Source organism: endosymbiont of Ridgeia piscesae (genome assembly GCF_001443665.1).
GTDB classification, from domain to species: Bacteria; Pseudomonadota; Gammaproteobacteria; order Chromatiales; family Chromatiaceae; genus Endoriftia; species Endoriftia persephonae.
The window spans coordinates 1-13,809 of record NZ_KQ557120.1; the positions used below are offsets into that span (position 1 = coordinate 1).

The window sequence follows — 13,809 nt, forward strand, 5'->3', positions numbered from 1 at the left end:
TTCGCTGATTAAGAGTTTCTTCCGCATGTCAGATACAAAGTATATTTTGGCAAGTTCAAAAATAGACTGCCAATACTTTCGGAACGATTAATATCTGCCGCGATTCTGATCAGTCTCACCCATTTCGGCCAGGGTCCAGCTGCCAATGAAACGCTGGCAGACATCCAACGCGCCAAACACGCGCTCAAGGCTGGCCAGGGGCAGAGGCTCGACAACTTTGGCCTGGCATTTTGTAAGCTTTACCCGACCACCCCCTCCGCCTATCTCTCCTATGTCAGTTGGTCCAGACAGAAAATCCTGTCGAAGATGGCAACCATCCAGACCACGACCACGGTTATCATCGGTGGCTCCGATCAGCGCATCACTCCGCAATGGAGCCGACAACTGCAAGATAGGCGGGTTAAACTGATCAAAGTGGAGGGAGCCAACCATTTCTTCGATCACGAACACGAATTCGATCTGGTAGAAGCCGTGGAAGCGGCCCTGGAAAACAACAACAGGAAATAGGCCAAAAATGGCGAAAAAAGCCCCATCCATCAAGGCCTATCTCGCCCTTTTCATCTTTGCCGCCCTGGCTATGCTGGGGCTCCTCAGCATCATTACCCTGCAACAGATAGACCATCTGAGACAGGAGTTCCAGACCACCTCGCTCACTCAAGCAGATGTCGAACTAAGCAGGGCCATCAATGCCGCCTATCGAGAAATTCTTGACCGCACCAAAGCATATGCCCGCTGGCAGGAAGTGCGGCAGCAGATCCAAAATCCAAACTTCTACGCTTACTGGCATAAACACCGAGCACTCAGCTCAGAAGTATTGCCGGACTACACCCAGGATGCTGCCATCTATAACGCCAAAGGCAAGGTACTGGGCAAACTCGACACCTCACTGCTGCCAGCACGGGTGCCAGAGAAGTCCGACACGGCAACACTGATCTTTGACGGCAACAAACCCTCGCTACTGCTGTACACCCCAGTCACCAACAAGGAGGGCTCAACACTGGGTTATGTCGCCACCCTGATTCGGTTCTTGCCGGAGCTTTTCAGAACCGGCGGCTTCAGCCAGATCGACGCAGAATCGATCCATATTGAACGGCCAGCCGCGGCCCCGATTCCACTGCATGAATTGCAGGGCCTGATCGAGTTTGATCTGCGCACAGACCCTTTTTCCGATGCCTTGTTGAAGATCATGACATCAGCCTTCGTCCATTTTGGATTACTCATGGGGCTGGTCACCCTGCTCTTCTACCCTTTCGTAATCTGGCTGCTCAGCCAACCGATCCAGCGAGTCTCCCGACACATCGATCTGTTGCGCGAAAACCCTGGTGAATCTGTCCCGAATTCGCTCAGTAAACCATTCCAGATCGCAGAACTGGAGAAGATCCGGCAATCACTCAACGCCTACCACATGCGGCTCAACGACGTTAACCGGAGCCTTGACCAGAAAAATCGTGAACTGTGGAAAATGGCCCACCACGACCCACTCACCGGCGCACACAATCGGCGAGCATTCGAGAAATACTGGCAGGAACTCAATGACATCTTTGCCGACAGCCGAACCCCGATCTGCCTAGCGCTATTCGACATCAACCATTTCAAGGCGATAAACGACAGCTACGGCCACCAGGCTGGCGATCAGGTACTGAAAGTGATCGCCAAAACTATCCAAGGAGTGCTGCGCAAGAATGAACGCCTGTTTCGTCTCGGCGGTGATGAATTTGCCACCTTCCTCATCAACTGCACACCCCAAACCGCACTGAGCATTGCCGAACGCTGTGAACAGGCAACCGCCCAAAGCAATTTCCAAAAGTTTGGGGTACGCGAACCGGTGCGCATCAGTATTGGACTGACCCACACCGACCGGCTCGAAAACGATCCACTGCAATCCCTGCAGTGGAAGGCGGATGTGGCGATGTACTCCGCCAAGCGGCCCAGCTCATCCTCCATCGCCCTGTTCACCCCGGCGATGGAGAAAAGCACCCAGGGGCTCTTCTCCAGCTGGACCCGCCTCGCCGTCTACGAGGCGGTGACCAGTGGAAAAGATTTGCGCATCTACTACCAACCGATCGTCGATCTGGAGAGCGGACAGACCCACTACTATGAAGCCTTGGTGCGTATTCAGCATGGTGATGAGCTGATCATGCCCTCCCATATCTTCCCGCTGGTGGAAGCACGCCGACTCGAACCCGATCTTGACCGCTCGATCATCGAGGCAATCTTTCGCGATTTGGAGAGCAATCGCATCCCACCCGGCAGCGGGGTTTCGATCAACCTCTCTCCCCCCTCGGTGGTGGACGAAGGCATCATCGACTGGCTGGAGGATTTCCAGCCCTACGTAAGGAGCCACAAACTGGTGCTGGAAGTCACAGAGACGGCGCTGATCACCCAGCTTCACTTGGCGACCAAGAACCTCAAGCGATTGCGAAACATCGGCTTCGAGATCGCTCTCGACGACTTTGGCAGCGGCTACTCCTCCTTTAAATATCTCGCCACCATGCCAGTGGACATCGTCAAATTCGACATCACCCTGGTCCAGCTGCTCAACGACAAGGAGCAACAGCGGATCCTGATCTATCTCGCCAAAATGATTATTGACGCTGGCCATCGCCTGGTGGCTGAAGGTATCGAGGATAAGCTGACGGCAAAACGTCTCAGGCGCATCGGTTTCAAATATGGCCAGGGGTACCTATTCGGCAAACCCGCCCCCGAACTCAACAAACCAGCTAAAACCGGCTAAGGAGTCTCTGATTAAGTCTGGACGAAGTGGATTGTGAATCTGAACATTCAGACTCAAGGCGCAGATCGCACGTAAAGCTCCCGCTTCCTGCTCACGCGCCTCCCCGACAGGGATATCGGGGATAGCTGACTCTTGCGAACGACTGCATGGATGCAGAAGGTAAAGTCACACATGGAGCCGGTGCCGAGATTTGCAACGCAGAAGCTGGATACTCTAGGCGCAAGATACGCGTTCATGACGTGATCAGAGGCTCCCTAACCCCTTTCAGCCGCTCCACAACACGTTTATAATCATCACCTACCACGCCGGGGTGGTGGAATTGGTAGACACAGGGGATTCAAAATCCCCCGGCTTCACGGCCTTGACGGTTCGAGTCCGTCCCTCGGTACCAGCTTAGGCCTGACTGTAGTCAGGCGACATTAAAGGCCTGCAAATGCAGGCCTTTGTTATTCTTGGGCAACACAGCTGGACATATCAGATCACCTATACTCAATTCTCCGCACGCAGCCCCGACACCCGCTTGGGTTCTTTCATGTTGTTGGTCACAAGGAGTGCGGCCTTCTCTTTACCCCGTCGCTCCATCATCATCCGATAAAGCCCCATCGACGCCAGGAATTTTTGCTTGGAAGCCTCTGATTAAGTCTGGACGAAGTCGATTGTGATTCAGAATATTCAGATTCAAGGCGCAAATCGCACGTAAGGCTATCGCTCCCTGCTCACGCTCCTCCCCGACATCCCTGTCGGGGATAACTGGCTATTGCGAACGACTGCATGGATGCAGGAGGTAGGGCAACACATGGAGTCGTTGCCGAGATTTGCCACGCAGAAGCTGGATATTCTGGGCACAAGATACGCGTTCATGACTTGACCAGAGGCCTCCTTGTATATGAATTCGCTTCCGTACCGGGCGGAACTGGTAAAATTCCTACATCTTTATTTCCGAATTGTATGGAGGCCAATGCAGCAATTTTTTGTTGCCACCTGGCTGCTGCTGGCCGCCGCAGCCGCGCATGCCCTAGAGATTGAGGTGCAGATCGAAGGCCTGGACAGGGAGCAGGAGGCGAATGTACGCGCTTTCCTCTCTCTCGAGCGGGAGAAGGAGCGAGAAGCTCTGACCAAGGGTCGCATGCGCCTGCTGCACCGACAGGCACCGGCGGAGATCCGTCGGGCACTGCAACCCTTTGGCCACTTCAAGCCGGCAATCGGCTCCCGCCTGGAGCAAACCAACACCGGCTACCATGCCCGCTACCAGATCGAGCCAGGCCCCCGGGTCCAACTGGCGAAGGTCGAGTTCAACACCACCGGCCCGGGCAGAAATGACACCCTATTTGCATTCGGCCTCGACCTGCAGCCAGGCACCTTCCTGAACCAGGCTCGCTATGAGAAGCTCAAGCAGCAGCTACTGAGCGATGCCATCGAGGCCGGCTACCTGGACGCCCGCTACACTATCCACCAGGTTCGGGTAGATCTGGACAGCTACCAGGCCTCCATTCGCCTGCAACTGGAGACCGGCCCGCACTACCACTTCGGCGAGGTACGCTTCATACAAGACAAGCTGGACCCCGGATTCCTGGCCCGCTACCTGCGCTTCCAACCGGGCGACCCGTTCAGCCACGAGCAGCTGTTGACGCTGCAATCCAACCTGATCGACAGCGAATACTTCAACCATGTAGAAGTGCGCACCCTGCGCGATCAGGCAGTGGCAGATCAGGTACCCATCGAGCTGCTGCTATCGCCCAACAAACCGAACCGCTACCGCGCCGGCATCGGCTTCTCCACCGACACCGGACCGCGCATCACCCTGGACTGGAAACGCCGACTGATCAACAGTGAAGGCCACCGCATGCTCAGCGAGCTGCGTCTGTCGGCGCCACGCAGCTCACTGAAGACGGAATACACCATCCCTCTGGAGCGACCATCACAAGACTCCCTATCGTTCTCGGCTCAGGGTGACCACTACGATACCGACAGCCGTCTTGGCGTGCGCCTGCTGCTCAACAGCGCCCACTCAATCGGCCTGGACAACGACTGGCGACGCACCATCGGCATCGACTACTCCTACGAGAATTTCGAAGTGGGCGCGCAGGACGACAACGCCTTCCTGCTGGTGCCCTACCTCAGCTGGTCGCAGTTGCACAGCGACAGCCTGGACTACATCCAGCGCGGCCATCGGATCGACTTCCGCCTCGAGGGCGCCACCCAGCAACTGCTATCCAGCACCAGCTACATCCAGGCCCACACCAACAACAAGCTCATCCGCGGTCTGGGCGACGGCCACTGGCGCATCCTCGCCCGGGCGGAGCTAGGCGCCACCTTGGCGGAGGGGCTGACCGATCTGCCCGCCTCCAAGCGCTTCTTCGCCGGTGGTGACAACAGCGTACGCGGCTTCGGCCTGGATGAGATTGGCCCGCGGGATGCATCCGGCGAGGTGATCGGCGGTCGCTTTCTCGCCGTGGGCAGCATCGAGCTGGAACGTCTGCTGACTGGCAAGTGGAGCGCTGCCATGTTCATCGATGCCGGCAACGCCTTCGACCCCGACTACGATGCCGAGATCCACTACAGCGCCGGCATCGGTCTGCGCTGGCACTCTCCAGTGGGGCCGGTCCGCATCGATCTGGCCAGGACTCTGAGCACGGATGAAGCCGCGCTGCGCTTGCACATCGTAGTCGGCCCCGAGCTATGAGCTGGCGCAGAAAAGCGCTGCATGTTTTGGTGACCCTGCTCAACACCGCCCTGCTGGCCCTGATCGGCCTCCTCCTGGGACTAGGCCTTGTAGTGCATAGTGAAAACGGCACCCGCTGGCTGTTCGACCTGGCCCGGGATCTGGCCCCCGGCGAGCTGTCCGCGGAGAGCCTCAAGGGCCGCCTCACCGGCCCGCTGGACCTCACCGGGCTCAGCTATCACGATGGCGATCTGCTACTGGAGCTGGACCGGCTACACCTGGACTGGCGGCCCACCGCCTTGTTGCAGCGGCGCCTGCAGATCATCTCCCTGGAACTGGATCGGGGCCGCCTGGCATTGCCGCCAACCGAGTCGGACGCCGCCCCGACCAAACCCTTCCCCGGCCTCAGCCTGCCCCTGGAGCTGGTGCTGGAATCGCTCCAGCTGACCGACATCCACATCATCCCACCCACGACAGCCGAACCCATCGTCATCGAACAAGTCGGCCTGGCTGCCCGGGCCGTCGACGATGTGGTGCAGATCGAACATCTGGAGGCTGCTGGCTTTGGCGCCCGGGTGGAGCTGGCCGGCGAGCTGCAATTGGCTCCGTTATTGCCACTGAACCTGGAGTTGGGCTGGCACTACCAGTTACCCGAAGGCCCAGAGCTCTCCGGCCAGGGCCAGATTACCGGCGATCTGGCCGAACTCAAACTCGAACAGACCCTATCTGCCCCCCTCGCCGCCGTTTTGAACGCCAGCCTGTACGAACTGCAGCAGGCACCCCGGTGGGATGCGAAGCTGACCCTGAACGACACCGATCTCGGCGCCTTTGCCGCCGACTTTCCTATCCGGGTCAGCGGACGACTGCACAGCAGCGGCACTCCGGAGGTAGTCAAGGTCGACGGCAGACTGAGGCTGACCGAGCCCACCCTGGGCGAGCTGAATATGGACCTGGCCGGGACCTATGAAGACGGCACGGTGACCGCCGAACGGCTGCTCATCACCACTCCCGCTGGCTCTAAACTCGAAGGCTCCGGTCGATACACTGCCGACGACGCCTTGGGCGTATTCGGTGCCGAGCTCGCCTGGAGCGCTCTGCGCTGGCCCCTGATCGGGGAGAGAGTCCAGGTACGCAGCAACCAGGGCCGGTTGAAAATCAAGGGCCAACCGGCAGACTACCGCTACCAACTGACCCTGGACGCGATCCTGCCGGATCAGCCGGCGCTCACGCTGGAGGCATCCGGCAGCGGCAATACCGATGGCGTGGACTTCGAGGCCCTGCGCATCCGCCTGCCAGAGGGGCAGATCGACGGCTCCGGCCGCGCCGACTGGGCGCCGCAGCCGGCCTGGCAGCTGAGCCTGACCGGCACCAGCATTAACCCCGGTCTGTTCCACCCCGACTTTCCCGGCAAACTGGCGCTGCAGCTGGCCACCCGAGGCCGGGTGGCGGAAGGCACGCCGCAAGCCGAGGTAGAGCTGACCCAGCTTGAGGGCGTGCTGCGCGATTATCCGCTCAAGGCCGAGGGCGAACTGAAACTGACCGGCGAGACGCTGCACATCAAGCAACTGGCGCTGACCTCCGGCAGCAGTGTGATTCGCATCGGGGGCAGCGCCGGCAACATCCTCGACCTGGGCTGGAAGCTACAGGCAGATAATCTGGCCAGCCTGTGGCCAGGCCTGTCCGGCTCCTTGCACAGCGAGGGCCGGCTGGCTGGCAGCCGTGAAGCACCACAGCTCAAGGCCAACATCGATGGCAAGGCCATCGGTTTCGAGGAGCACGCGGTTGCAGATCTCCAGGTACAGGCGGAGCTGGAGCTGGGCGGTAAGCAGAATATCGACCTGGAGCTGGCAGCCCGAGGGCTGAAATCCGGCGCCATGCAGTGGCACCAACTGACGCTGGACGCCAAGGGCACGCGCAATGCGCACCAGATCGAGTTGAAACTAGAGAGCGAGCAGGCACCGGCCGCGCAACTGCTCATCGACGCCGGCCTGGATGAGAAAAACAGCTGGAGCGGAACCTTGCAGGCTCTGGCTCTCACTCTGCCTGAGATCGGCCGCTGGGATCTGGAGCACCCCACCCTCTTCACCCTGGCGACCGAGACCCAGCGGGTGCGGGAACTCTGTCTGGCCGCCGACGGCGGGCGTCTGTGCGCGGCATTCGACGGCAGCGACGCCAAGGGCTGGAAAGCGAAGCTGAGCGCCCCCGCCTTTCCCCTGGCCTTCTTCCAGCACTGGCTGCCCCCGGAATTGAAGCTCACTGGTCGCAGTGACCTGGCGGCGGACTTTTATGCCGACCCAGATGGGGATATCCGTGGCCGAGCCGAGCTGGAGCTGCCCGAGGGCCAGCTAGCCTTCGTGCTGCAGGGCGAACCACACCAACTGGACTTCTCCGGTGGCAGCCTGCAGGCGAAGCTGGATGCCACGGGTGCCCATGCCGAAATCGGCATACCCCTGGCCGACCTGGGGGAGATCGACGGAGAAATACGCCTGCCCGGGCTGAAACTGTCGGCGCTTGCCCCGGACAAGCAACCCCTGTCCGGCCAGCTTAAAGCACGCATCAACGACCTGAGCCTGGCCTCGGCGATGGCACCACAGTTGCAGAATGTAGCGGGCTACATCGATCTGGATTTCACCTTGGCCGGGCGCCTGACCAGACCCGAACTCAAGGGAAAAGCAGAGCTGAAGGAGGGAGCCCTGGATATCCCGGAACTCGGGCTGGAGCTGCGCGAACTGGGCCTGAGCCTGAAGGCACCGACTCTGGAACGGCTGGAGATAAAGGGCAGGGTACGCTCCGGCGGAGGAACCCTGGCCCTGGAGGGTGAGACCCGCATCGAACCGGCCGAGGGTTATCCCACCCAACTCAAGCTGCAGGGTAAAAACTGGATGGCGCTGAACATCCCCGAGGCGGAGGTGCATGTATCGCCGGATCTGCTGATCCGGCACACCAAGGAAAAAACCGAGCTGGACGGCGAGATCCGCATCCCCTACGGCCGCATCCGGCCACGGGAACTGCCAGAAACCGTTGTCACCGACACCCCGGATCTGGTGGTGGTGGGCCGCGATGCACCACAACAGGAACAGGCCGATCCGAACTTCCATTCCAGGCTGCGCATCGTCTTCGGCGACAGAGTCAGCTTCGAGGGCTTCGGCCTGCGCGCCAACCTCACCGGCAACCTGCTGGTGATCGACGAACCGGGTCGGCCGGTCATCGGTCGCGGTCGGTTGGGTGTGACGGACGGCAGCTACCGCGCCTACGGCCAGGACCTCAAAATAGAACGCGGCTACGCCCTGTTCGCCGACAGCCCGGTGGACAATCCGGGGCTAGACGTGCAGGCGGTACGCGAGGTTGGCGAGGTGACCGCCGGGCTGCGCGTGAGCGGTACCCTGAAGGCGCCCAAGCTGACACTCTACTCCACCCCGTCCATGACCCAGAGTGAGGTCGTCTCCTATCTGCTCACCGGGCATCCGCCGGGTGAATCCGGCGCCAATGTGGGCGTGGCCACGGCGCTACAGGCCACCGGTGTGGGTAGCCTCACCACCGAGGTGGGTCGTCAGTTAGGTTTGGAGGAACTGCGGGTGGAGACCGGTAACAGCCTGGCCGAGGCATCGGTGGTGGCCGGCACCTATCTGTCACCGCGCCTCTACGTGCAATACGTCAACGAACTGGCCTCGCGCGAAACCAAGCTGCGGCTGCGCTACGACCTCACCGACAGGCTGCAAATCCAGACCGAGACCGGTCGCTCCCAGGGGGTGGACCTGTTCTACACCATCGAGCGTTGAGCCGGGAGCGGTTAAGCCTCCCAAGCAGAACCATCAGGGAATCAAAGGAGAAACACTTGGGACGAGTTACCGCATCATCGCAAGCGTCAGGGATGCGTACTACAGATGGGGTTGGAGTTCAGCAAACCCCATAAAAAACAAAGCCCCCGCCAGACAGCGAGGGCTTTGTCAGCAGTGCGACGCGTCCGATTACTCGAACGCGCCTTTTTCGGCATCAAACCCGCAAGAGTTTAGATGTCCTTGTGCGGTGCGAAGGCCGGGCGCTCAAAAGGCTTGCGCTCCATAGCAACCTTGCGACGCTCTTCCATCTGCTTGCGAGCTTCGGCGCGGCGCGCCTCCATCTCTTTCATAGATGCTTCACGGCGAGCCTTGGGCTCTTCCATGCGCTTGGCAACGTCAGCAGGCATGGCGCGGTTAGCGGGAGCAAAGTTGGCGAAGCGCTGTTCCATCTGCTTGCGCTCTGCAGCCATACGCTCCTGCATGGCCTTCCTCTCCTGCTCCATGGACGCAAAAGGATCAACGTTCTGGAAGTTCTTGGCGTACTCGCGCTGGGCGGCAATCGCCTGCTCGAAGGCCTTGCGCTGTTGCTCAGCGAAGGTCTTCTGCTGTTCGGTCAGGGCAGCCTGCTGCTCAGCGGTCGGAGCAACCGGCGCTGCATAGGGGGCACCATAGTAGGGGTAACCGTAAGGGCCGTAGTAATCATTGTAACGGTTGTAGCCGTAGCCATTGCCGCGACCCTGGCCACGCATGCTGAAGTTCATGTCGAAAGCACCATCAGCAAAACCGTCACCAAGGAAATCATTCGCCCAGTTGTTGCCGTTGTTGCCCCACCAGGCACTTGCGGAAGCAGAAGCAGCAGCCAGTGCAACGGCAGCAGCGATAGTAGAAACCTTTTTCATGTCACTCACCCGGAAAATCTTTTGAAAACCACGCTTTGTCTTTTCAGCACGTCCCTGTGCTCTCAATCATCCTGATTCGTTCCTACTTATTTAGCAGGAGCAGCCGGAGCCTGAGGGGCAACCGGGGCACCGTAAGGAGCGCCATAGGGAGCACCGTAAGGAGCGCCATAGGGAGCACCGTAAGGAGCGCCATAGGGAGCACCGTAAGGAGCGCCATAAGGAGCACCGTAGCCGTAAGGACCGTAACCGTAGTAGTCGTTGTAACGGTTGTAGCCGCTACCGTAACCGTTGCCACGACCACGAGCGCTCATGTTGAAATCGAAAGCGCCGTCGCCGAAACCATCGCCCATCCAGTTGTTGTCATTCCAACCACGATTGCCCCAAGGACCGCCCCACCAAGCAGAAGCAGAAGCAGAAGCAACAACCAGAGCTGCAGCAGCAGCGGCTTTAACGATTTTGTTCATTGTTAACTCTCCAATAGATACAATGTGTCTTTAGCAGCGTTGTCGAAAGCAGATACAGCGTAGCCTTCGAGCGAAAGAATATTAGTATTTACTTAATCTAACAAATTTATTCTATTTATTATTAGATAATATTATTTTATAAGAATTACATTCTATGAAAATAACCATCCACCGTCCCGACGACTGGCACCTCCATCTGCGTGATGACGCGGCGATGACCTCTGTCCTGGCCCATTCGGCCAAACAGTTTGCCCGTGCCATCATCATGCCTAACCTCAAACTGCCAGTGGCCAATACCGATACCGCTCAGGCCTACCGACAACGAATCCTCTCCGCCCTGCCAGAGGGGAGCTGTTTCGAGCCGCTGATGACACTCTATATGACCGATAACCTCGGTCCCGATGAGGTCGCCCGCGCCAAGGCCTCCGATTTTGTGCATGCGATAAAGCTCTATCCGGCCGGCGCCACTACCAATTCGGACGCCGGTGTCACCAATATCGAACGTATCTATCCCACTCTAGAGGCGATGCAGCAGCACGATCTGCCGCTGCTGATTCATGGCGAGGCAACCCACCCGGAGGTCGACACCTTCGACCGTGAAGCCGTCTTTCTCGATCAACAGTTGGCGCCACTTGTGGAGAGGTTCCCTGAGCTACGTCTAGTGCTGGAGCACATCACAACCCAGGAGGGCGTGGAGTTTGTTAAACAGGCTTCCGGACGGGTTGCGGGCACCATCACCGCCCACCACCTGCTCTACAATCGCACAGCGATCTTCACTGGCGGCATCCGTCCTCACCTCTACTGCCTGCCGATCCTTAAAAGGGAGCGACACCGACAGGCACTGGTCGATGCTGCCACCAGCGGCGATCCTCGCTTCTTTCTGGGTACCGACAGCGCCCCCCATCCGGTTCACGCCAAAGAGTGCGCCTGCGGCTGCGCCGGTTGCTACACCGCCCACGCCGCCATCGAACTCTATGCAGAGGCCTTCGACCGCGCCGGCGCGCTGGACAAGCTAGAGGGATTTGCCAACCACTTCGGGCCGGACTTTTACGGACTGCCAAGGAACAGTGACAGCATCACGCTGGAGAAAAGCGCCTGGGATGTACCGACCAGTTACGCCTTTGGCAGTGACCGGGTAATCCCGCTACGTGCCGGGGAGAAGATTGAATGGCGAATCGTCAATGATTAACCGCTATGGAGTCTGATTAAGATCTTCATCGAAGAACTCATCGAACAGGTCGTCCTCCAACGGAGGATCGCCATCGAAGATATCGTAGCGGCGTTTCTGCAGATAGGACTCTCGCACAAAGACATAGCGGTCCAGCGCCGCCTCATCCACGGCTTCGACCGTTTCCAGCAGGTCTGCCCTGATGTCGATCAGCTTGACCACCAACAAGCTCCAACGCAGCCCTTCCTGCGTGAAGTAGAGCGGATTGATAAACAGATCCACCACTCGCCCTGCAGCATCCCGCACCGTACTCGGCCCAAGGATCGGAATGACAAAATAAGCGGACTCCTCGTAACCCCAATGACCAAGCGTCTGGCCGAAATCCTCCCGATAGCGCTGCAGCCCCATATCACTGGCTACATCGAAGAAACCGAGCAGACCGATGGTGGTGTTGACGCAGAACCGCCCCACATCAGAGGCCGCCTGTTTGGGTTTCGCCTGCAGCAGATTGTTGGCAGCTGAGTTGACGTCGGTCAGGTTCTCGAAGAAGTTGGTGAAACCCCGATCAAACGGATCGGGCAACACCCGACGGTACCCTTTGGCCACCGGCTTGCCGATAGCCTCATCAAAGTCCCTGTTGAAACGATCGCTGCCACGATTGAACGATTCAAGTGGATCGGACGGATGAGCCTGTTCAGCAGGCACACTGGCACAACCGGAGATCATCCCCAAGCAAACCAGCACCAACACACTCACAGCGCCACTCTGCAAAAAAAAACGACTCATCATAACGGCACCCTATCTCCCTCAGCATACCCGGCATCCTGCAGAACATTCATAAGAACTGCCCTGACCAACCCCAATGTAGGTCGTAAATCCACCACAGTTTCATTATCCTTGGCAGATGAACGAACCGATATACAACCCCATCATCGCCGACCGCTTCCGCGGCTACCTGCCGATTGTGGTCGACGTGGAGACCGGCGGTTTTGACGCCAAGCAGGATGCCCTGCTGGAGATCGCTGCAACCACCCTCCTGCTCGACGAGGCCGGCCTGTTACAACTGGGTGAGACCCATGCCTGCCATGTCGAACCCTTTCCCAATTCCAATATCGACCCCAAGGCGCTCGCCTTTAACGGCATCGATCCGTACCACCCGTTTCGCGATGCACTACCGGAGCGGGAGGCACTAAAAAAGATCTTTGAGCCAATTCGCAAGGCAGTGAAGGCGAGCGGCTGCAAGCGTGCCATTCTGGTCGGGCACAATGCCTCTTTTGACTTAGGTTTTATCAACGCCGCAGTGGAACGCAGCAACTACAAACGCAATCCATTCCACCCTTTCAGTACCTTTGACACAGTCAGCCTGGCCGGTCTCGCCTACGGACAGACGGTGCTGGCGCGGGCCGCCCAGTGCGCCGGGCTGGAGTGGGACAGCAACGAGGCCCACTCCGCGATCTACGATACTGAACAGACCGCGCGCCTATTCTGCACCATCGTCAACCGCTGGCAGGAGCTGAGCCCCGCCAATCCCTGGGATCAGCCAATGCAAAAAAGTGAGACCCCATTGCAGACCGACAACAGGGCCTGACAGGAAGAGAGACAGAGAAGCGGCAGGCAGAGGTGAGCGCCTGCCGCAGAGAATCGACTATTCGGACTTGCCGGCAGCCTCCGACTTCGCCACAGCCTTCTCCATCATGGTTTTCAGCTCGCCGCTGGCTTGCAGTTCCAGGGTGATATCGCAGCCGCCCACCAGTTCACCATCCACATAGATCTGGGGGAAGGTCGGCCAATCTGCGTAGCGTGGCAGGTTCTCAAAGATCTCCTGATCGGCCAGCACATTGACGTAGGAGAAAGGCGCGCCGCATGCCTTCAGCGCCTCCGCCGCACGGGAGGAGAAGCCGCACATGGGGAACTGGGGGGTGCCTTTCATGTAGATGACAACCGGATTGCCTTCCACCTGTTCACGAATTCGATCCAACACGTCCATCGGAATACCTCGGTAATGGGTTCAGTGACCGGCACTAGATGGTGGCAGACTGCCGCTTTTCAAGCGCCGCAATGATGCGCGGCAGTTTACCCCGCCAGACAGGGGAAGAACATCGT

At 58.9% G+C, this 13,809-nt stretch carries 10 protein-coding genes and 1 tRNA gene; 6 read left to right on the forward strand and 5 right to left on the reverse strand.

All coding sequences use genetic code 11. From position 1 onward, the window contains the following. Positions 1 to 87: 87 nt before the first annotated feature. A complete protein-coding gene (locus tag Ga0074115_RS16445; RefSeq protein ID WP_198295037.1) occupies positions 88 to 537 on the reverse strand; it encodes a hypothetical protein in 450 nt (149 codons plus the stop codon). On the opposite strand from Ga0074115_RS16445, the gene Ga0074115_RS04185 reads away from it, so the two are divergent. The 4 genes from Ga0074115_RS04185 to Ga0074115_RS04200 all read left to right on the forward strand — a co-directional run bounded on the left by Ga0074115_RS04185 (position 515) and on the right by Ga0074115_RS04200 (position 9,175). Next, positions 515 to 2,734: a putative bifunctional diguanylate cyclase/phosphodiesterase gene (locus Ga0074115_RS04185; protein ID WP_057956711.1), complete on the forward strand. Its 2,220-nt coding sequence runs from the start codon at positions 515 to 517 to the stop codon at positions 2,732 to 2,734. The genes Ga0074115_RS16445 and Ga0074115_RS04185 overlap by 23 nt on opposite strands. Before the next feature lie 304 nt (positions 2,735 to 3,038). After that, a tRNA-Leu gene (locus Ga0074115_RS04190) sits at positions 3,039 to 3,125 on the forward strand. Between the two features lie 567 nt (positions 3,126 to 3,692). Then, a complete protein-coding gene (locus tag Ga0074115_RS04195; protein ID WP_057956710.1) occupies positions 3,693 to 5,417 on the forward strand; it encodes an autotransporter assembly complex protein TamA in 1,725 nt (574 codons plus the stop codon). Next, positions 5,414 to 9,175 carry a translocation/assembly module TamB domain-containing protein gene (locus Ga0074115_RS04200; RefSeq protein ID WP_060528244.1) on the forward strand — a complete coding sequence of 1,254 codons (3,762 nt, stop codon included), beginning with the start codon at positions 5,414 to 5,416 and terminating at the stop codon, positions 9,173 to 9,175. Before Ga0074115_RS04195 ends, Ga0074115_RS04200 begins: the two co-directional genes overlap by 4 nt. Before the next feature lie 230 nt (positions 9,176 to 9,405). Here the strand turns inward: Ga0074115_RS04200 and Ga0074115_RS17045 are convergent, their stop codons facing one another. Then, positions 9,406 to 10,074 (reverse strand): sulfur globule family protein, encoded by a 669-nt coding sequence (locus Ga0074115_RS17045; protein ID WP_269747025.1) that lies wholly within the window; start codon positions 10,072 to 10,074, stop codon positions 9,406 to 9,408. Positions 10,075 to 10,160: 86 nt separating this feature from the next. Next, a complete protein-coding gene (locus Ga0074115_RS15675) occupies positions 10,161 to 10,538 on the reverse strand; it encodes a sulfur globule family protein (RefSeq protein WP_082626878.1) in 378 nt (125 codons plus the stop codon). A gap of 154 nt (positions 10,539 to 10,692) precedes the next feature. Between Ga0074115_RS15675 and pyrC the strand changes: the two genes are divergently transcribed. Beyond that, positions 10,693 to 11,727 (forward strand): dihydroorotase, encoded by a 1,035-nt coding sequence (gene pyrC / locus Ga0074115_RS04215; RefSeq protein WP_057956706.1) that lies wholly within the window; start codon positions 10,693 to 10,695, stop codon positions 11,725 to 11,727. A 3-nt stretch (positions 11,728 to 11,730) separates the two neighbouring features. On the opposite strand, the gene Ga0074115_RS04220 is transcribed toward pyrC, so the two are convergent. Further along, the gene (locus Ga0074115_RS04220) at positions 11,731 to 12,492 is read right to left on the reverse strand and encodes an MlaA family lipoprotein (RefSeq protein ID WP_232432900.1); all 762 of its coding nucleotides are present in this window, start codon (positions 12,490 to 12,492) and stop codon (positions 11,731 to 11,733) included. Positions 12,493 to 12,610: 118 nt separating this feature from the next. On the opposite strand from Ga0074115_RS04220, the gene rnt reads away from it, so the two are divergent. Continuing rightward, positions 12,611 to 13,294: a ribonuclease T gene (rnt, locus tag Ga0074115_RS04225; RefSeq protein WP_060528245.1), complete on the forward strand. Its 684-nt coding sequence runs from the start codon at positions 12,611 to 12,613 to the stop codon at positions 13,292 to 13,294. A 57-nt stretch (positions 13,295 to 13,351) separates the two neighbouring features. Here the strand turns inward: rnt and grxD are convergent, their stop codons facing one another. Continuing rightward, positions 13,352 to 13,693 (reverse strand): Grx4 family monothiol glutaredoxin, encoded by a 342-nt coding sequence (grxD, locus tag Ga0074115_RS04230; RefSeq protein ID WP_005965905.1) that lies wholly within the window; start codon positions 13,691 to 13,693, stop codon positions 13,352 to 13,354. Between the last annotated feature and the right edge of the window lie 116 nt (positions 13,694 to 13,809).

Coding starts and splice junctions, on each gene's coding strand:
- Ga0074115_RS04185 (WP_057956711.1), top strand. CDS start 515: ATGGCGAAAAAAGCCCCATCCATCAAGGCCTATCTCGCCCTTTTCATC.
- Ga0074115_RS16445 (WP_198295037.1), bottom strand. CDS start 537: ATGGATGGGGCTTTTTTCGCCATTTTTGGCCTATTTCCTGTTGTTGTT.
- Ga0074115_RS04195 (WP_057956710.1), top strand. CDS start 3,693: ATGCAGCAATTTTTTGTTGCCACCTGGCTGCTGCTGGCCGCCGCAGCC.
- Ga0074115_RS04200 (WP_060528244.1), top strand. CDS start 5,414: ATGAGCTGGCGCAGAAAAGCGCTGCATGTTTTGGTGACCCTGCTCAAC.
- Ga0074115_RS17045 (WP_269747025.1), bottom strand. CDS start 10,074: ATGAAAAAGGTTTCTACTATCGCTGCTGCCGTTGCACTGGCTGCTGCT.
- Ga0074115_RS15675 (WP_082626878.1), bottom strand. CDS start 10,538: ATGAACAAAATCGTTAAAGCCGCTGCTGCTGCAGCTCTGGTTGTTGCT.
- pyrC (WP_057956706.1), top strand. CDS start 10,693: ATGAAAATAACCATCCACCGTCCCGACGACTGGCACCTCCATCTGCGT.
- Ga0074115_RS04220 (WP_232432900.1), bottom strand. CDS start 12,492: ATGAGTCGTTTTTTTTTGCAGAGTGGCGCTGTGAGTGTGTTGGTGCTG.
- rnt (WP_060528245.1), top strand. CDS start 12,611: ATGAACGAACCGATATACAACCCCATCATCGCCGACCGCTTCCGCGGC.
- grxD (WP_005965905.1), bottom strand. CDS start 13,693: ATGGACGTGTTGGATCGAATTCGTGAACAGGTGGAAGGCAATCCGGTT.